Genomic DNA, 17,345 nt, shown 5'->3' on the forward strand with positions numbered 1-17,345 from the left:
TATTAGCCATCACACAGCGATCGTCAAGCAATACTTTCACAATTGGCTAACTTTTTGGGTCACGCCATATCTGGCTTTCACCCTTGTCCGACGTTCTAGCCTTGTATGGAGAGACCTGCTTCCGGCGAAAATGCCATACGCAGCGGCGCGGGGATCAGCCCGCGTTAATGGGGCCGGAGCCTAAAGAAGCTTGAGCGCCGTGGCTGCCTGACGGCCGCGGCGGTCCTCCGCCAGTTGGTAGGACACCGGCTGGTCTTCCTGAAGGTCGGCGATCCCGGCTTCCTTGAGCGCCGTGATATGGACGAACACATCATTACCGCCCTCATCGGGTGCAATGAAGCCGAAGCCTTTCTGTGCGTTAAACCATTTCACTTTACCGGTCGCCACGGAGTTCCCCCATCGGTGATTGCAGGTGCCACATTCACACACCGAAGCGGCGCTGCCGTCAACCGCCTTGTAGGCACGTTTTCTGATGAAAATGCAGTTTTTTGAACTTTCTGCCCTTCACTTGATCACGGTCAAGTAATGACCTGCCGGTTCATTATAGAAAGACACTGTCTTCAACGGCAAAGGTGCTACAGGGAGCCAGGCAATGAAAGGCCAAACCAAATCTTCCTTTTCCACTGGTCTTGAACCTGTCTGGAATCACTTGTGGTCACCTGTCCGGCATTTTGCTTCAGCAGTCGCAGATTATTTCTCCCCAGCCGCTGATGCAAGGGACGCCGATAATGCCTATGTCCTGTCACTCGAGCTTCCCGGAGTGCAGGAAAAGGATATCGATGTTTCGCTTAGCGGCGATACGCTCACTGTCCGGGGCGAAAAGCGAGAAGAAAAATCTGAGAGCCACGAGGGTTATTTCTTCTCCGAACGTCGCTACGGCCACTTCGAACGCAGCTTTGAGCTGCCGTCCGATGTGGACCGGGATGCCATTGAAGCCAGCTTCAAGGACGGTGTCTTGTCTCTTTCTCTCCCCCGCACCGAGACCAAGGCACCGTCCGCGAAGAAGATTGCGGTAAAGCCGCATTAGTTCTGTTTTCTGAATTCCCTGACCCACGCTGAAGGGCTACCGCCGACCCGGTAGCCCTTCTCTTTTTTGCTTTTTCCGATCTATACCGATACGGGACATTTTTCCCCTGTTGCGATACACTGGCATCCTGCAGACGCAGACAAAGAGGGGGAGCGAAATGACGAGCGTCTATTTCCCGGCAGCCGGTATACGGTTCCTTCAGGACCTAGCGGACAATAACAGCCGGGACTGGTTCGAAGCCAATCGGGCCCGCTATGAGGCAGATGTCAAAGCCCCGGCCACTTTCCTGGCCGAAGCTGTCGCCATCCGCTTTGGCGACCGGCTTGGCACCCCCTTGAGCCACAAAATTTTCCGCGTGCCCCGCGACCTGCGTTTCACCAAAGACAAAACGCCCTATAACACGCACCTGCGCTTCGCCTTCTGGCCCAAGGGCAAGGATAGCGCGCAGCCAGCAGGCGGCCCCGCGCTCTATATGTCCATCGAAGGCGACAGGCATGTGTGCGGCGCCGGCGCCATCCTGTTCCCTGATGACAAGCTGGCCACCTACCGCACCCATATCAGCGACCGGGACAATGCCCGCAAACTGGCGGGGCTCATCAGCGGGCTCGCCCAATCCGGCTTCCGCTTCGACGAACCAGAACTGAAGCGCCCGCCCGCAGGCATGGTGACCTCCCCGGAGAATGCCACGCTCGTCCGCCGCAAGGGGCTGGTTGCCTGGCACGAAACCCCACACGCCGACACGCCGAAAGACATCAGCCTCACGGACTGCCTGCGCCGGTTCGAGCTGGCGCTGCCCCTCTATAATTGGGTGAAAGCGCTTTAATCCAGCGTCAATCCCTGGCCAACAGCGCCTTCTGCATATGTTCCTGCACCAGCGTGCGGAACCAGCGGTGCGCCAGATTGTCCTGGTAAAGCGGATGCCAGACCAGATGGTAGGTCACTGGCATATGCGGGAACGGCAGGTCCTTCCAGATAAGGCCGAACTGCTCGGCAAAGCGCCGGACCTGGTTGCAGGCCGCGGTGATCAGGAAATCAGAGCCGCGCATCATCTCGAGCGCCGCCAGACTGTTCGGCAGGAAAAGCGCCGCGCGCCGGCGCCGCCCCACCTGTGCCAGGGCTTCATCCACCTTGGTGCTGGGCCCGCCGCCCATGGACACAACGCACTGTGGGTACGCGAGATAATCATCCAGCGTCAGCTCCTTGTCCGCGAGCGGATGATCGGCCGACATGATACAGACGAACCGGTCCTCCCCCAGCTTGCGCCGGATATAGGTTTCGGGCTGGATGATATCCGGCCCCGCGATGGCCAGATCACAGGACGGGCTGACCTCCATCTCCAGGTCATGCACCTTCAGGTCCTCGATCACGAGGCTGGCGTTAGGTGCCTGACGGCGGAAACTGCGCACGATCTCCGGCAGGTAGGTCTGCATCGCATAATGGGTGGCGCGGATACTGAATTTCCGCGTGCTTTGGGCAGCATCAAAGCCACCGGCATCGAACAGGCGCTGGGCCTGGTCGAGGAACATCTGCACCTCGGGCGCCAGCGCTTCGGCGCGTTCCGTCAGCATCATGCCGCTGCGGCCCCTGACCAGAAGCGGATCGCCGAACAGCTCGCGCAACCGGGCCAGCGCCCTGCTCATGCCTGGCTGGCTGAGGTCCAGCTTGTCGGCCGCGCGGCTGACATGCTTTTCGCGCAAGAGCATATCGAGCGCGATCAGGAGGCTGAGGTCGAGTTTTTTCAGGCTTTCATACATGGCGAACCACTATTACCCATTTGCATATAGGCAATCCACTTTATCTTGTTTCCCGCATATAAAAAGCGCGTCATATAAAGGCTGTTCTTATGTGTGAGTGCGCCCATGACCGCCCAGCCCGCCAATGCCTTCACGCGAGGCCTGATCCTGATTTCCATCACCGTGCTCTTTTGGGGCATGTTATCCATCGCGCTCTCCTTCGCGCTTAAAGTCCAGGACGGCGTTACCATCACTTGGTTCCGCTTCCTGGTGGCGGCGATCGTCTGCTTCATCTATCAGATGGCGCGCGGCAGGCTGCGCGAATACAGGACGCTCAAGCCCAGGGAATGGGCCATTATGTTCGTGGCCGGTGTCCTCTTGATCACCGACTATGTCGGCTTCGTCGTGGCGCTCAATTATATTTCCCCCGCCACCAACCAGATTTTTAACCAGGCGACCCCGCTTTTCATGGCTCTCGGCGGGATCATCTTCTTCCGCGAACGGCTGACCTTCATACAGGTCCTGTGTTTCGCCGGGCTGATTGCCGGGCTGATGATGTTCTCAAACGCCGCCCTGTCGGAGATGACAGCGGAAGCTGCCCTCTCGGGTGACCGGCAGAACTTTATCATCGGGGCATCGATCGCCGTCTTCTGCTCCTTCACCTGGGCCTGCTATGCCATGCTTCAAAAAGGGCTGGGCAGCCGGCTGTCCTCGACCAATATTTTCCTATTCATCTACGTGCTCGCCATTGTCCTGCTGCTGCCGATCGTTGACCTCGCCAGCTTCGGCGACGTCAAGGGCGCAGGTTGGGGCATTCTCGCCTTCTGCGCCTTCAATACGCTGATCGCCTATGGTGCGTTCGGTGAAAGCCTGCGCTACTGGCCCGCAACCCACATCAGTTCAGTGGTGGCAGCCACGCCGCTCGTCACCATCTTCTGCAGCTATTTCGCCCACCGCCTGTGGCCGGAGACCATCCCCTTCCCCACCGTCAACACGCTGGGCTGGTTCGGGGTTGCGCTGACGCTCATCTGCATGGTGCTTTTCAACATGCGCCCCAAGGCAAAAGCGGCAAAAGAGACTACCGAAGCGGCATAAAATTCAATATAGTGAACAGCGAAACACAGAAAGGCTGTTCATGACCCGCAATTCCCCGCCTGACGTCGGCCAGAAAATCAAGGCCCTGAGGGCCGAGCGCAAGCTGACGCTCGACGGCCTCGCAAAGGCGTCCGGCGTGTCCAAATCCATGCTGTCGCAGATCGAACGGGGACTGACGAACCCGACGCTTGCCACGCTCTGGAGCCTGACCCAATCCCTGGGGATCGATATCTCCAGCCTACTCAGCGAAGCCAACGCGGAAGAGGCCGATAACGGGCCTGTGGTCACGGTCACCAAATCCTACCAGACGCCGGAGATACAAAGCGCGGACGGCAAGTGTACCCTGCGTATTCTCAGCCCCATCGACATGGTGTCCAAGACCGAATGGTATGACATGCGGCTGATGGGCGGCGGCATCCTCGAATCAGAAGGTCACGGCGACGGCACCATGGAACATCTGACCGTTCTTGAGGGCAATTTGCGCGTCCGCACCGGCCATGATGAACAGATAGTGGAAGCGGGCGACACCGCGCGCTATGAAGCCGACATCCCGCACTTTATTGAAAATAAAGGCGATGCCGAAGCGCGGGCGCTGATGGTGGTCATCACGCCGCAATAACGTCCGCTATGACGCATATATTGGCTATTGACCAATATATTGAACTTAGTATTTAAGATATCGAACTTAAGAGCCTTCGAACGCGGTGGGACGCGGCCGGGGCTCTGAGTTCAGGGTTTTGGGCACAGAAAGGAATTGGGCATGACGGATCGGTACACGGAATATCTGCGCGAACAGATCGCGGAAGTAAAAGAAGCTGGCCTTTACAAGAAAGAGCGCGTGATTACCACGCCGCAGCAGGCCGCCGTCCATGTGGCGGGCTCGGGCGATACCGACTTCATCAACTTCTGCGCCAACAACTATCTTGGCCTGTCGAACGAGCATATCCTCGTTGAAACCGCCAAGGCAGCCTTGGACAAATACGGTTACGGCATGTCGTCCGTCCGCTTCATCTGCGGTACGCAGGATGTGCACAAGGAGCTTGAGGGCAAGCTGGCCAAATTCCTCAAGAAGGAAGACGTCATCCTTTACCCGAGCTGCTTCGACGCCAACGCCGGCCTGTTTGAAACGATCCTCGGCCCGGAAGACGCCATTATCTCCGACGCGCTGAACCACGCCAGCATCATCGACGGCGTGCGGCTTTGTAAAGCCAAGCGCTTCCGCTACGCCAACAACAATATGGCCGAGCTCGAGAAATGCCTGCAGGACGCACAGGACGCCCGCTTCCGCCTGATCGCCACCGACGGCGTCTTCTCCATGGACGGCATCCTCGCCAACCTGCCCGCCATCTGTGACCTCGCGGAAAAATATGACGCCATGGTCATGGTGGACGACAGCCACGCGGTCGGCTTCATCGGCGAAACCGGCGCGGGCACGCCCGAGCATTTCGGCGTGCAGGACCGGGTGCATATCATCACCGGTACGCTTGGCAAGGCTTTGGGCGGTGCGTCGGGCGGCTATACCGCAGCTTCGGCTGAGGTCGTCGACTGGCTGCGCCAGCGCTCGCGCCCGTACCTCTTCTCCAACACGCTGGCGCCCGTTATCGCCGCGACGTCGATCAAGGTGCTGGAACTTCTGGAAGCCGGCAGCGAGCTTCGTGACCGCGTTCACGCCAACAGCCGCCGCTTCCGCGAAGGCATGGAAAAGCTCGGCTTCACGCTCGCCGGTGCCGGCCACCCGATCATCCCTGTGATGCTGGGTGACGCGCGGCTGGCCAGTGAAATGGCAGACAAGCTTCTGGCGGAAGGCATCTTCGTGATCGGCTTCTCCTTCCCGGTGGTGCCCAAGGGCCAGGCGCGTATCCGCACGCAAATGTCCGCCGCACACACCCCGGAACAGATCGACCGCGCCATCGAGGCCTTCGGCCGTATCGGGCGTGAACTCGGCGTTATCAATTAAAAAGACTGCGGCAGCCAAATAAGGCGCCGCCCTATGGGACAAAAACAATGAAAGCGCTTGTCAAAGCAAAAGCCCAAGAAGGCATCTGGATGGACGATGTGCCGCTTCCCGAAGTCGGCCACAATGACGTTCTGGTGAAGGTGAAGAAGACCGCCATCTGCGGCACCGATATCCATATCTACAACTGGGACCAGTGGGCGCAGCAGACCATCCCCGTGGGGATGCATGTCGGCCATGAATTCGCCGGTGAGATTGTTGAGCTCGGCAGCGAAGTTGTCGGCCTCAAGGTCGGCCAGCGGGTGTCGGCTGAAGGCCATATCACCTGTGGGCACTGCCGCAACTGCCGGGCGGGCCAGCGCCACCTGTGCCGCAACACACAGGGCATCGGCGTCAACCGCCCCGGTGCCTTCGCTGAATATATCTCCGTGCCCGCCGTCAATATCTGTCCGCTGCCGGACGCGGTTACCGACGAACTCGCCGCCATCCTCGACCCGTTCGGGAACGCGGCGCACACCGCCCTCAGCTTCGACCTCGTCGGCGAAGACGTGCTGATCACCGGCGCGGGGCCCATCGGCATCATGGCCGTGGCAATCGCCCGCCGCGTTGGGGCCCGCCATGTGGTCATCACCGACGTGAACGATTACCGGCTTGAGCTCGCCGTAAAGATGGGCGCAAGCCGGGCGGTGAATGTGACGCGGGAGAAACTCTCGGACGTGATGGCTGACCTCCACATGACTGAAGGCTTCGACGTCGGGCTGGAGATGTCCGGCGTGCCGCAGGCCTTCTCCACCATGCTGGAGACCATCAACCACGGCGGCAAGGTTGCCATGCTGGGGCTGATGCCCGAAGGCACCGGCATCAACTGGAACCATGTCATCTTCAAGGGGCTCGATATCCGCGGTATCTATGGTCGCCGCATGTTCGAGACCTGGTACAAGACCATCGCGATGATTGAGGGCGGGCTCGACCTCAGCCCGATCCTGACCCACCGCTTCGATGTCGACGACTTCCAGAAGGGCTTCGACATCATGCGCTCGGGCCTGTCCGGCAAGGTCATCCTCGACTGGGCGGCCTGATAAAATGTGTGTAGCGTTCGCCTATTAAGCGGACGCTACCTTATTTTTAGGGATGGGCATGGAAATTGAAGACCTGAACCTGCCGGATCATGGCGCAGAACTTTGGTCCGGCGTTCTCCCTGAAAATATTTTGGAACCCTTGCGGGCAGAATTAGGGGCCAGCAGCCTCGAACCGGACCGCGGCGGCCTTAGGGGGGCGGACCTTCAGTTTCCCGGTGTTGCAGCATTGGCAAGAAACCAACACCTGCTTGCCCGGGTTGGCGCACACCTCCCAACTCCGCCCCGCCTGATCCGCGCGATCCTGTTCGACAAAAGCCCCACCCGCAACTGGCTGGTTGCCTGGCATCAGGACAAGACCGTTGCCTGCGCTGAAAAACATGACCTGCCGGGTTGGAGCAATTGGACCTTCAAAGATGGCCTCCATCATGCCCAACCGCCGCGCTCGGTTCTGGACGCCATGCTTACAGTACGAGTTCACCTGGATGGCGCCGACGAAAACAATGGATGCCTCAAGATCATTTCCGGCTCCCACCGGCTAGGCATCCTTGCCCAGGCCGATGTATCCCGACATACGGAGGGGGCTGAGGCTGTCCTTTGCCGGGCACAGGCTGGCGACATTCTCGCCATGCGCCCTCTTCTACTGCATGCCTCATCTAAGGCTTTATCGCACCAGCCCCGGCGTATTCTTCACCTGGAATTCGGCGCCGCCTAAGCCAGCTCCGCCGTCAGGCGCCACAGGGTGTGGCCGCTGTCACGGTATTTTCGTTCGAACGGCGTGATGGGGTCTGTGGCCTCGAAGGGTTCCAACGTGCTTTCATAGCCTGCGATCCGCAGGGCCGCGGCGAATTCTTCCAGATAGATTTTCCAGTTGGACCGAAGCTCCAGGCGGCCGCTCAGGCCAATCAGGCTGGGAAAGACCGGCGCGCCGTGCCAGCGGCGCTTCAGGTGACCCGGTTTCGGCCAAGGGTTCGGATACAGGATATAATGCCGCTCGGGCCGCCATCCGGCATCCTCCGCCAGGCGGTAGAAGTCATTCAGGTCGGCACGGATGAGGATCAGGTTTTCCGGGTTATCGCCCACGCGTTCCCGGCTCAGCCGGTCCTCGGACTTGTCGACCCCCACCACCCAGCGGTCCGGGTTCTGGGCCGCGAGCACCCGGCTGCTGTCCCCCACCCCGCAACAGGCATCCAGAATGAGCGGGCGATCGGCTGTAGCCAGCTTTTCCTCGACAGCTTCAAACGCTGCCCGGGTATGATCAGCCACCGGCCGCAGGAACGGCGCGGACAGATGCCGCCTGACGGTTTCTTCCAACTTCTCATGCACCCCTTCCTGGGGGCTCAAGACTGGCCGGGATGGGGCCTGCATTTGACGCTCCTTGCTTCAGGTTCCTATCGGAGCCCTTCCTCTATGGCACTTTTCGAATCAGGTCCAGCACGACCTGGAGTGGAACGCCCCCATAGGTCAAAAACAGCAAATTTTAGACAAAATTCAAGTAAAATCCCGAGCTTTTGGGCAATCAGCCTTCGATAAACCTAGAACAAAAATAATATATACTTCAAATAAATCAATAACTTATAAATATTAAAGTAAATAAATATTACATCAAATAAATGTAAAATACTTATTCAATTAATACATCTGTTTACCCAATTTCTAGCTTTAATATTTTGTTAAGCGCCCCCGACCAAATGTCACGAAAACCTTGGTGCTCGATTCGCCTGAACAGGCAAAACCCCGGAAAACCGGGCTGGCGAACGAAAGAGGATGAGGCAGATACATAGCCCTCCCTAAGAAGCACCTCCCCCTCAGGCAAAACACGGGACTTCCTTTTAGGAACGTCCACGAGGAACGACTGGAATGCCCCCAGTGGGGCCGAATGAGGGGTCGATGTAAATGCGTAAGATGAGCAAAACTGTACTGTTGATGATTTCGCTGTTGAACCTGAGCGCCTGTATGGGCGTGATGGACCAGAGTTCCCATGCGCTGGCACCTTCGGGGCTTACACCCACCGCCCCAGGAACCGCAACAGAAGGCAGCAAGGAGGATACCGCGCAGGGGACGATGCCCCACGGCACGACCGTACCCGCGCCGCAGCAATTCGAGATTTATTGCGAGAAAAATCCTGCCGATTGCGCCATCCCCAGCACGCCAGCCATCAACAAGGCCATCGCGCGGGCTGACCGCGATGTTCATAAAATGATCAAGCCCACGGAAGAAAAGGTCGATGTCTGGACCGCCCTCTCCAAGGCCGGGGCAGGAGACTGCGAAGACTTCGCCCTGACGCTGAGGAAGCGGCTGCGCGAGAATTTCCCGGCCTATGCAGGCGCCTTCCGCATCGCGACTGCCTATACCGAGACGGGGGAATATCACGCTGTCCTGTCTATCGAGACCAGCGGCGGCACCATTGTGTGCGATATCCGCTACCAGTCGTGCGCCCCGTGGCAGAATTTTCCGTACCAGTGGCGCCTCAGGGAAATCCCCGGCAGCCGTAAGTGGCAGGAAATGGGCCCTTACCGCATGACGCCGGAAGAGAAGGCCGCCAAAGCCAAACTGATGAATACGGCGGACATCAAGCCCCGCAAGCCGATCATTCCGCCGACACGGGAAGCAGCCGATGCACAGGTGGCAACCGAGACCGCTGCCGCCACAGCAGCCGATGCAGAACAGCATGATGAGCCCATGCTCGTCCCGACCCTCTAGAATCCAGGCTCCATCACTATCGGGTCACACGATCAGGTCAGACTATCAGGCCACTGGCCCCCGCGCCCTTCTGGCAGGAAGGTGTCTGCGGGGGCAGATGTTAAAGCCCCCGTCAATGCGGGCGGGAAATATCGGCATGGGAAGCCCGTGCCATCAGGCGTTCGAAATCCGGCTTTTTGACATGGATCAGGGTCTCATGGTCGCCCGCTTCGAAATAGACATCATCGAGCGTGCCTAACCGGTCATCGACGATCACCCGCATACCATAGGCATGCCCCGGCGCCGGGATGGCACCCCGGTCGCAATCGACAAACATGGTCTCCGCCTCGGCTTCGCTGGCGAGCCCAAGCCGTTCATCAAGCCGGTGGCTGATCCGGGACAGATCGACCCGGCGGGATGCAGGCACGACGGCCAGCAGGTAGCCGTGATCCGTGGTCAAAAGCACGCTTTTGGCCATGGCCTTGCCGGGGATATGCGCGGCCTCGGCGATGCGCGTGGCGGTCACTTCCCGCCGGTGCGGCATCACATCGTACGGAATGCCGCGATCGTCCAAATAGTGCTGAAGCGTACGAGCAACAGTCATGACAGCCTCCTCTCGTCCTCAAGGGTTGAAAAGCGTCATGTCTCGCGTCGTATAAGGCGTGAGGCAAGGCGGGGATTATAGCATTTCCCCGCGCCCCGGGAAAGCACTGGGAAGCATCAGAGCCGGGAGCGGTTCAGATCACATAGACGTAGATGGCGATGAAATGGCAGGCACTGCCGGCGAGGACGAACAGGTGCCAGACCGCATGGGTATAGGGGATGCGCTTAAGGGCATAGAAGACCGCGCCGACAGTGTAGCACAGGCCACCGGCGATAACCCACCAGATGGCGGCCCCCGGCAGGCGGTCCATCAGTTCCCCCAGCATCAACACCCCGGCCCAGCCCATGGCGAGATAGAGCCCAAGCGACAGCGGGCTGAATTTCTTGGCCGCCTGACGCACGAACGCGCGCGCCTTGAGGGCGGCGCCCAGAATGGCAGCGCCCCAGGCGCCGATCATCACCCACACGCCCACCGTGGTCGGCAGCGTGATCAGCGCAAACGGCGTATAGGTGCCCGCAATCTTGAAATAGATGGCCGAATGGTCCAGCAGCTTGAAAAAGCCGCGCGCGTTGGTTTTGAACAGGCTGTGGTACAGCGTTGAGGCCAGATACATCACGATGGTGAAGCCGGCATACAGGCTGACCGCCACGATCTCCTGCGCGCCGCCGGTGTCCGCGGCCTTGACAACCAGAAGGACGAGCGCAGCCACAGCAAGCAAAGCCCCGACACCGTGGGTGACGGCGTGGGTTACTTCTTCAGCGAGCGAATAATCGCGGGTGGTGGCAGCCATGAGGGTCCTTTCAAGTAGCGCCTATCATAAGAACAGACCTTTCAGGCGATAAAAAGGCGGTCAGACCACTATATAGGATTACGCGCCCGCGATCCAACCTATTGACCCGTTAAATGATGCGGGCCGATCTCCGCCACCTTGTCGGCACCGACGAGCGCCATGGTGCGCCGGACCTCAGCCTTCATCAGCTTCAGCACCCTATCGACCCCGGCTTCACCGCCTGCCGCCAGGCCAAACAGGTAGGGCCTGCCGAACGACACAGCATTTGCGCCCGCCGCCAGCGCCCGTACAACATGGTTGCCGCGCCTGACCCCACCATCGACGATCAGCTCCAGCTCATTCCCGACCGCATCCCGCATCAGCGCCACACAGTCGATCGGTGCGGGTGCTCCATCGAGCTGCCTGCCGCCGTGGTTCGAGATCATCACCGCGCTCGCGCCGGCATCGAGCGACCGGCGAGCATCATCCGCCGCCATGATGCCCTTGATGGCGAAAGGTCCGCCCCAATGTTCGATCACCGCGGCGACATCGTCCCAGGTGACAGTATTGTCGAACTGGCTGTTCACATAGGCGATGACCCCCATCGCGCTTTCCCCCAAGGCATCCTGCCGGTGCGCGACATTGGCGAGGCGGAAGTCCGCATCCCGAAGCAGGTTGAGGGACCAGCCCGGCCGCGCGGCAAAACTGAAAAAGCTTGCGGGCGTAAAGCGCGGCGGCATGATGAAGCCGGTGCGGATGTCGCGTTCCCGGTTGCCCGCCACCGGCATATCGACCGTCAGGCACAGGGCGTCATAGCCCGCCGCGCGGGCGCGGTCGACGAACTCCAGCGTGAGCCCGCGGTCCTTGTGCACATAAATCTGGAACATCTTCGGCCCCGGCTTTACCGCCGCGACATCTTCGATGCTGCTGGTCCCTAAGGTGGACAGGCTGTACATCAGCCCGTGTTTTTCCGCCGCCCGCGCCACCGCCAGTTCCTTTTCATGATGGAACAGCCGGTTCATCCCCGTGGGCGACAGGATGATCGGTGCCGCCAGGTCCGCCCCCAAAACGCGCGTGCGCGTGTCGATGGAGGACATATCCTTCAGATAGCGCGGCAGCAGTTCATATTTTCCGAAGGCATCGGTGTTTTGGCTGAGGGTCCATTCATCATCAGCCCCGCCGTCGATATAATGAAACATCGGCGCAGGCAGCGCCTTCCGGGCCGCATCACGGAAATCCGCATAAGTTAAAAGCCGCTTGAGCGCCATCCCATATCCCCTTCGCAAGCCCCACTGGCCCTTCCGTTATAACCGGGGCCAATCCTATGCGGCAAGCAGACAAAGGCCGCCTGCCAATGGAGGTAAGCAGACGGCCTTCGCGGGGGTTGCCCCCCCTTATCAGGCCGGGCACTGATGCACGAACGGCCCTTTAACTTTGCGGGGTTCCAGCGCATGGGCGGCGCAGTAATCAGCGAGCGCGGCTTCCTTGTCCCCCAGGGCACGCTGGGCGTTGCCGCGGTTCACATAAGCCTTCCAGTAGCCACGATCCGCCTTGATCGCCGCCGTGCAGGCCTTCTTCGCCGCGCCGTAATGGCCGAGGCTGAATTCGGCGGCACACAGCGAATTGTGGGCCGAGACACGCTCAGCATCCGTCAGGTTTTTCCCGAGCGCCTGGCGGAAATAGCGGGCAGCAGCCGCCATGTCGCCTTTCATAAGGGCCTTGTCGCCATGAACGAGGTAATAATCCCTGGAAACCTGCAGGGTCATGCTTTGGGCGTGGGCTGCTCCTGTCATCAGAGCGAGCGCCACCGTAAGCGCGAGAGGGCGCGCCATCTTCATCATCGGTTATCTCCTTATCCTCGCCACCTCTGGGGTTATGGGCCGCGTACCGGCTGAAGCCGTTATTCATGAAGAAATCTTCATAGGAGGAGAACGCAGCATTTACTCATTGCGGTGACATGGCTATAATTTCTGCCGAATATAGGCCGGAGACAAGCCACAATTTTCTCTTTAATACATGAGTAATATTCATGAATGATAAGATAATGAAGCTGATACAGGCCAGCCCGTTCCTCGCGGCGCTTTATACCGAGCGCACCTTCACAGGGGCAGCCAAGAAGCTGCATGTGCACCAGACAGCCGTTAGCCACCGCATCCGCGCGCTTGAGGATATTCTAGGGGTTACTATCTGCGAACGGACGACCCGCAGCATCCAATTCACCCGCGCGGGCGAGCTTCTGTGCGAGGCCGCCTACAAAAGCATTGAGGACCTGACAGCCACCTTAAGCACCATCATCACCAGCCGCCGCACCCCGGCGATCCGGCTCTCCACCTCCCCATCCATGGCGATGAAATGGCTGGTGCCCCTGCTGGCGGACGCCAAAAGCTCCGGGCTGGACCTGACGGTGCAGGCACAAACCCTGCCGGTCGACCTGATCCGGGGCGAGGCTGATGTCGCCCTCCGCTTCGGGCCGGGGCCTTACCCCGGCCTGCGCGCCATCCGGTTGAGCCACCCCTATATGGTGGCGCTTGCGAGCCCCGCCTATATCGCCCGCAAGGGCATCGACCCGAAGGACCCCTGGCGGCAGGAACTGGACATTCTTATGGATGTCAGGGCCGAAACGGAAATGTCCGGCTTTGGCTGGTCCGTGATGGCGGAGCATGACCCGCGCTTCACGCAGTCCCTGGACAGCGTCACCACATTCGACCGCACGGACCTTGCTATGCTGGCAGCCATCAACGGCCTTGGCGTCACACTGGGGCGCACCTTCCTGATGGAAGATGACATCAACAACGGCTTCCTGGTGCCGCTGGGGCTTCCGGTTCCCTTGAATGCAAGCGACTGGCTGCTGGCATCGTACGAATTTGCCGCGACGGAAAAGTTCAAGGCGCTTGCCGCCTGGGTACAGGCCCAAACGGCCCGGACCCTGGCGATGAGCCCAGTGACGGAGACCCCCGCATGACACCCTTGAAATATATCGCCTTCCTACTGCTTCTTGTCATAGCTGTCCCGGCCTCGGCCGAGACCGTTCTGACAGTCGGCACCACGGGCGACTACCGGCCCGTGACCTGGCTCAACAAGGATACCGGCCGCTATGAGGGCACGGACATCGCGCTCATCACCGCCTTCGCGAGAGACGAAGGCTACAGCCTGCGCTTTGTACCCACCACCTGGCCGACCCTGATGGCGGACCTGAAGGCCGGGCATTTCATGATGGCCGTCGGCGGCATATCCAAAACCGAGGCGCGGACGAAGGCCGCCCTGATGTCGGTCCCGCTCGCCATCACCGGCAAGGTGGCGCTGGTCCGCTGCGGGGAGGAAAGCCAGTACGACAGCCTTGAAGCCATCGACCGCGCCGGCGTGCGTGTGGTTGAAAACCCCGGCGGCACCAACGAGCGTTTCGCCCGCGCCCATATCCGCACCGCCACGCTCACTGTCACCAAGGACAATCACGCGCCTTTCGCGCTTCTGAAGGCCCACAAGGCCGATGTCATGTTCACCGACAGCCTGGAGGCTGAATACAGGCAAAGGCGGCGGGAAGGCCTGTGCGCCGTCCGTCCTGATGCCCCCTACACGCGGGTTGAGAAAGTGTTCCTGTTCAGGAAAGACCAAAAGGCCCTCAGGGACCGCTTCAACGCCTGGGTCAAAGGGCCCGCGCCAAACCGCTAACTTGCCTCAGGCGCCGGAGGACTGCGCCTTGTCCTCGGCGTCCTCGTCTTCCGGCTGTTCTTCCGAGCGCGGGTCCATCTCATAAATCATGGCGGAGGTGTTCGGCATCGGCGCCATGGCGGGCACGGTCTCCGCCTCTGGCGACACCGGCACTTCACGCCGCCGCGTCATACGGTACAGCGTGAACAGGCCGATCCCGAGCGCGGAGACGCCCATATAGAAGAACAGCCCGTAAGGCCCCATGAAATTCATCACCACCGTGGCCGCAAGCGGGCCGATCGCCGCGCCGATACCGTAGCTCAAAAGCAGCGAGGCGCTCGCCGGGACAAAATCCTGCGGCTCCAGAAAGTCATTGGCGTGGGCAATGGCGATACCGTACAGCGGCAGGATCAAGCCACCCAAAAGCGCCGCGAGCACATAAAACTGCACGCCGCCGTCCTCACCCCCAAAGGTGAATAGCGCGGCAATCAGGGTGATCCCGAACGTGGTGCCTGCGATGACATAACGCCTGTCTATCCCGTCGGAAAGCTTGCCAAGCGGCCACTGGGTTGCCACGCCGCCGCAGATCACCAGCGTCATGAAAAGCGCGATCTCCGGCGTTGTCATGCCGACATGTTGGCCATAAACAGCCCCCACACCCCAGAAGGAGCCTGCGATCAGCCCTGCCCCCAGGCTGCCGATAAGCCCGACGGGAGACACGTTGAAAAGCGCCTTCAAGGGCATCCGTTCCTGCGGGGTCAGCTCCGGCATCGGCGAGGAGGTCAGCGCCACCGGCACCAGCGCCACCGAGATCACGACCGAGACCAGCACGAACAGCTGGTAGCCCGACGGCGGCGCCGCCATCAGGAGCACCTGCCCAAGCGCGGTGGCGCCGAGGGTGACGACAAAATAGGTGGAGATAATGGTACCGCGGTTCAGGTTGCTCGCGCGTTCATTCAGCCAGCTTTCGGTCACCAGCGACAAGACGGCGACACAGAACCCGGTCACGGCACGGAAGCCGAGCCAGGCCCAGGGATTGACGAAAACCGCATGAAGCAGCACCGCCGCCGACGTCAGCGACGCGAAGGCGGAAAACGTCCGGATATGCCCGACCCGGTTGACAAGCTTGGCGGCATTGAGGCTGCCAACCACAAACCCGGCATAATAGCTGGACATGATGAGACCGATCAGCACGGTCGGAAAAGATTCCATGCCCGCGCGCACACCCAGAAGCGACGCCTGCAACCCCATCCCGAGGTTGAGGGCCCCGGCACCGAGCAGGAGGGCGAAAATACTGATAAGGGTCGCGCGTAAGGTCATAAGGCCATCATAAATGTTGCGGGCCACCCCGCGGACGTCCGGCGCGCTACCCTTCTCCTAGCTGGATACAGGAAGTGCGGGCCCGGCACAACCGAACCGGAAAAATCTACGGAAAAGTTAGAGCCCCCCTTTAGGGCAATCGGGCCTTAGCCGATATCGGCATGCGCCAGATAATGGTGCACGGCATCCTGCACATGGCGGAAGCGGTCGCCGCCCAGATGCTTGCCGCCGTACCAGCGGGTGACCACGATGATATGGCCCCTGACATCCTCCCGCTCCAGCATGCGGACGATGATCATACCCGCGCCGCTTTCGCCGTCGTCATTCTTGACCGCCCCCTCATCCGACAGGAACGCCCAGGTGTTATGGGTCGCCTTGGCGAACTTCTTCCTGCGGGTGAGCTCCTTGATGAAGGCCTTGGCCTCATCCGGCGTGGCGCACGGCCCGCCGGACACCGCATATTTGGACCCACGGTCGGTGATGATACCTTCGAATATCTGCATGGCGTTTCTATAGAGGGAGCGCAGGGCCCAAGTCAAACAGGGCGCCAGAAAAAGCAAATGCCGGTGGTCTCGACCTGATACAGGGAGGCACACCGGCATTTGTGGTTTGTTGGTAGCCGAGGAGGGATTTGAACCCCCGACACGCGGATTATGATTCCGCTGCTCTAACCAACTGAGCTACTCGGCCACATTTTAAGGCCTTCGACGCGTTTGCGGTACACACTCAAAACAGCCACACAGCCGCCGAAAGCTGCGCCGGTATAAAAGACCCGCTCCCGTCCGTCAAGCCGATTTTTGACACAAAAATGTATGTATGCGGAACCGGGCCGTGGTTCGCCCGCACACCCCGGCGGGATGCCGCGCTGCCGGTCCGGTCAAAATTGCCAAATTGGTACTGGTGGGGCCTATGCCCCCGGCCCTATGATGGCACCACCCCCTTTTGACGCGAGGACCAAGACCCATGAGCAAGCTGCACCAGTATCACACCCGCACCAGCTGGACCGGCGCGGGCGAAACCGGCACCACCGGCTATAAGGATTACAGCCGCGACTATACTCTGAGTATGGAAGGCCGCCCGCCGATCCTCGCCTCCTCCGACCCGGCCTTCCTGGGGGACCCCACGCGCCACAACCCGGAGGACCTGCTGGTGGCCTCGGCCTCGGCCTGCCACATGCTGTGGTACCTGCATTATTGCGCGGTCGGCGGCGTGGTGGTGAAAAGCTACCTCGATGACGCTGAGGGCGTGATGGACGAAGGCGGACCCGGCCGTGGTGGCAGGTTCACCAAGATCACCCTGCGCCCGCGCATCACCATCACCGCGGAAAGCGATATCGCCAAGGCCGAGGCGCTGCACGAAAAGGCGCACGCCGCCTGCTTCATCGCCAACAGCCTGAACTGCCCGGTGGAGATTGAGCCGACGATCGAGTGGGACTGA

20 protein-coding genes and 1 tRNA gene are annotated in these 17,345 nt (G+C 60.3%); 11 read left to right on the top strand and 10 right to left on the bottom strand.

The window, feature by feature from the left end; genetic code table 11:
* Positions 1-180 precede the first annotated feature (180 nt).
* The gene (locus tag K6118_RS10545; RefSeq protein ID WP_247120312.1) at positions 181-387 is read right to left on the bottom strand and encodes a cold-shock protein; all 207 of its coding nucleotides are present in this window, start codon (positions 385-387) and stop codon (positions 181-183) included.
* Between the two features lie 205 nt (positions 388-592).
* Here K6118_RS10545 and K6118_RS10550 point away from each other — a divergent pair, with 205 nt between their 5' ends.
* A complete protein-coding gene (locus tag K6118_RS10550; RefSeq protein ID WP_247120313.1) occupies positions 593-1,027 on the top strand; it encodes an Hsp20/alpha crystallin family protein in 435 nt (144 codons plus the stop codon).
* A 157-nt stretch (positions 1,028-1,184) separates the two neighbouring features.
* Positions 1,185-1,850 (top strand): TIGR02453 family protein, encoded by a 666-nt coding sequence (locus K6118_RS10555; protein ID WP_247120314.1) that lies wholly within the window; start codon positions 1,185-1,187, stop codon positions 1,848-1,850.
* A 7-nt stretch (positions 1,851-1,857) separates the two neighbouring features.
* Here the strand turns inward: K6118_RS10555 and K6118_RS10560 are convergent, their stop codons facing one another.
* Positions 1,858-2,781: a LysR family transcriptional regulator gene (locus K6118_RS10560; RefSeq protein ID WP_247120315.1), complete on the bottom strand. Its 924-nt coding sequence runs from the start codon at positions 2,779-2,781 to the stop codon at positions 1,858-1,860.
* A 105-nt stretch (positions 2,782-2,886) separates the two neighbouring features.
* Between K6118_RS10560 and K6118_RS10565 the strand changes: the two genes are divergently transcribed.
* From K6118_RS10565 to K6118_RS10585, 5 genes are all read left to right on the top strand, one after another.
* Positions 2,887-3,855 carry a DMT family transporter gene (locus K6118_RS10565; protein ID WP_247120316.1) on the top strand — a complete coding sequence of 323 codons (969 nt, stop codon included), beginning with the start codon at positions 2,887-2,889 and terminating at the stop codon, positions 3,853-3,855.
* Between the two features lie 40 nt (positions 3,856-3,895).
* Entirely contained in the window at positions 3,896-4,474 is a 579-nt protein-coding gene (locus K6118_RS10570) for a helix-turn-helix domain-containing protein (protein ID WP_247120317.1), read from the top strand.
* A gap of 141 nt (positions 4,475-4,615) precedes the next feature.
* Positions 4,616-5,812 (top strand): glycine C-acetyltransferase, encoded by a 1,197-nt coding sequence (locus K6118_RS10575; protein WP_247120318.1) that lies wholly within the window; start codon positions 4,616-4,618, stop codon positions 5,810-5,812.
* Positions 5,813-5,859: 47 nt separating this feature from the next.
* Complete coding sequence (tdh, locus tag K6118_RS10580; protein WP_247120319.1) at positions 5,860-6,888, top strand: L-threonine 3-dehydrogenase; 1,029 nt, start codon at positions 5,860-5,862, stop codon at positions 6,886-6,888.
* Positions 6,889-6,946: 58 nt separating this feature from the next.
* Positions 6,947-7,600 (top strand): phytanoyl-CoA dioxygenase family protein, encoded by a 654-nt coding sequence (locus K6118_RS10585; RefSeq protein WP_247120320.1) that lies wholly within the window; start codon positions 6,947-6,949, stop codon positions 7,598-7,600.
* Here the strand turns inward: K6118_RS10585 and trmB are convergent.
* Entirely contained in the window at positions 7,597-8,211 is a 615-nt protein-coding gene (trmB, locus tag K6118_RS10590) for a tRNA (guanine(46)-N(7))-methyltransferase TrmB (protein ID WP_247120321.1), read from the bottom strand. The two genes, K6118_RS10585 and trmB, sit on opposite strands and share 4 nt — an antisense overlap.
* A gap of 570 nt (positions 8,212-8,781) precedes the next feature.
* Between trmB and K6118_RS10595 the strand changes: the two genes are divergently transcribed.
* Positions 8,782-9,588, top strand: a complete 807-nt coding sequence (locus tag K6118_RS10595) for a transglutaminase-like cysteine peptidase (protein WP_247120322.1) — start codon at positions 8,782-8,784, stop codon at positions 9,586-9,588.
* Positions 9,589-9,700: 112 nt separating this feature from the next.
* On the opposite strand, the gene K6118_RS10600 is transcribed toward K6118_RS10595, so the two are convergent.
* The 4 genes from K6118_RS10600 to K6118_RS10615 all read right to left on the bottom strand — a co-directional run bounded on the left by K6118_RS10600 (position 9,701) and on the right by K6118_RS10615 (position 12,781).
* Entirely contained in the window at positions 9,701-10,171 is a 471-nt protein-coding gene (locus K6118_RS10600) for an aminoacyl-tRNA deacylase (protein ID WP_247120323.1), read from the bottom strand.
* A gap of 133 nt (positions 10,172-10,304) precedes the next feature.
* The gene (gene trhA / locus K6118_RS10605) at positions 10,305-10,961 is read right to left on the bottom strand and encodes a PAQR family membrane homeostasis protein TrhA (RefSeq protein ID WP_247120324.1); all 657 of its coding nucleotides are present in this window, start codon (positions 10,959-10,961) and stop codon (positions 10,305-10,307) included.
* Between the two features lie 98 nt (positions 10,962-11,059).
* Positions 11,060-12,208, bottom strand: coding sequence for an alpha-hydroxy acid oxidase (locus tag K6118_RS10610; protein WP_247120325.1), 1,149 nt, complete (start codon positions 12,206-12,208; stop codon positions 11,060-11,062).
* A gap of 129 nt (positions 12,209-12,337) precedes the next feature.
* Positions 12,338-12,781 carry a hypothetical protein gene (locus tag K6118_RS10615; protein ID WP_247120326.1) on the bottom strand — a complete coding sequence of 148 codons (444 nt, stop codon included), beginning with the start codon at positions 12,779-12,781 and terminating at the stop codon, positions 12,338-12,340.
* Positions 12,782-12,969: 188 nt separating this feature from the next.
* On the opposite strand from K6118_RS10615, the gene K6118_RS10620 reads away from it, so the two are divergent.
* Positions 12,970-13,902: a LysR substrate-binding domain-containing protein gene (locus K6118_RS10620; protein ID WP_247120327.1), complete on the top strand. Its 933-nt coding sequence runs from the start codon at positions 12,970-12,972 to the stop codon at positions 13,900-13,902.
* Positions 13,899-14,609, top strand: a complete 711-nt coding sequence (locus tag K6118_RS10625; protein ID WP_247120328.1) for a transporter substrate-binding domain-containing protein — start codon at positions 13,899-13,901, stop codon at positions 14,607-14,609. Before K6118_RS10620 ends, K6118_RS10625 begins: the two co-directional genes overlap by 4 nt.
* A 6-nt stretch (positions 14,610-14,615) precedes the next feature.
* Here K6118_RS10625 and K6118_RS10630 read toward each other — a convergent pair whose 3' ends face one another.
* The 3 genes from K6118_RS10630 to K6118_RS10640 form a co-directional block, all read right to left on the bottom strand.
* The gene (locus K6118_RS10630; protein WP_247120329.1) at positions 14,616-15,908 is read right to left on the bottom strand and encodes an MFS transporter; all 1,293 of its coding nucleotides are present in this window, start codon (positions 15,906-15,908) and stop codon (positions 14,616-14,618) included.
* 146 nt (positions 15,909-16,054) lie between these two features.
* Positions 16,055-16,411, bottom strand: coding sequence for a YigZ family protein (locus K6118_RS10635; RefSeq protein WP_247120330.1), 357 nt, complete (start codon positions 16,409-16,411; stop codon positions 16,055-16,057).
* 110 nt (positions 16,412-16,521) lie between these two features.
* Positions 16,522-16,598 (bottom strand) — tRNA-Met (locus tag K6118_RS10640).
* A 273-nt stretch (positions 16,599-16,871) separates the two neighbouring features.
* Between K6118_RS10640 and K6118_RS10645 the strand changes: the two genes are divergently transcribed.
* On the top strand, positions 16,872-17,345 hold the full coding sequence (locus K6118_RS10645) for an OsmC family protein (protein ID WP_247120331.1): 474 nt from the start codon (positions 16,872-16,874) through the stop codon (positions 17,343-17,345).

Source organism: Kordiimonas marina, from assembly GCF_023006325.1.
In the GTDB taxonomy this organism is placed as follows: domain Bacteria; phylum Pseudomonadota; class Alphaproteobacteria; order Sphingomonadales; family Kordiimonadaceae; genus Kordiimonas; species Kordiimonas marina.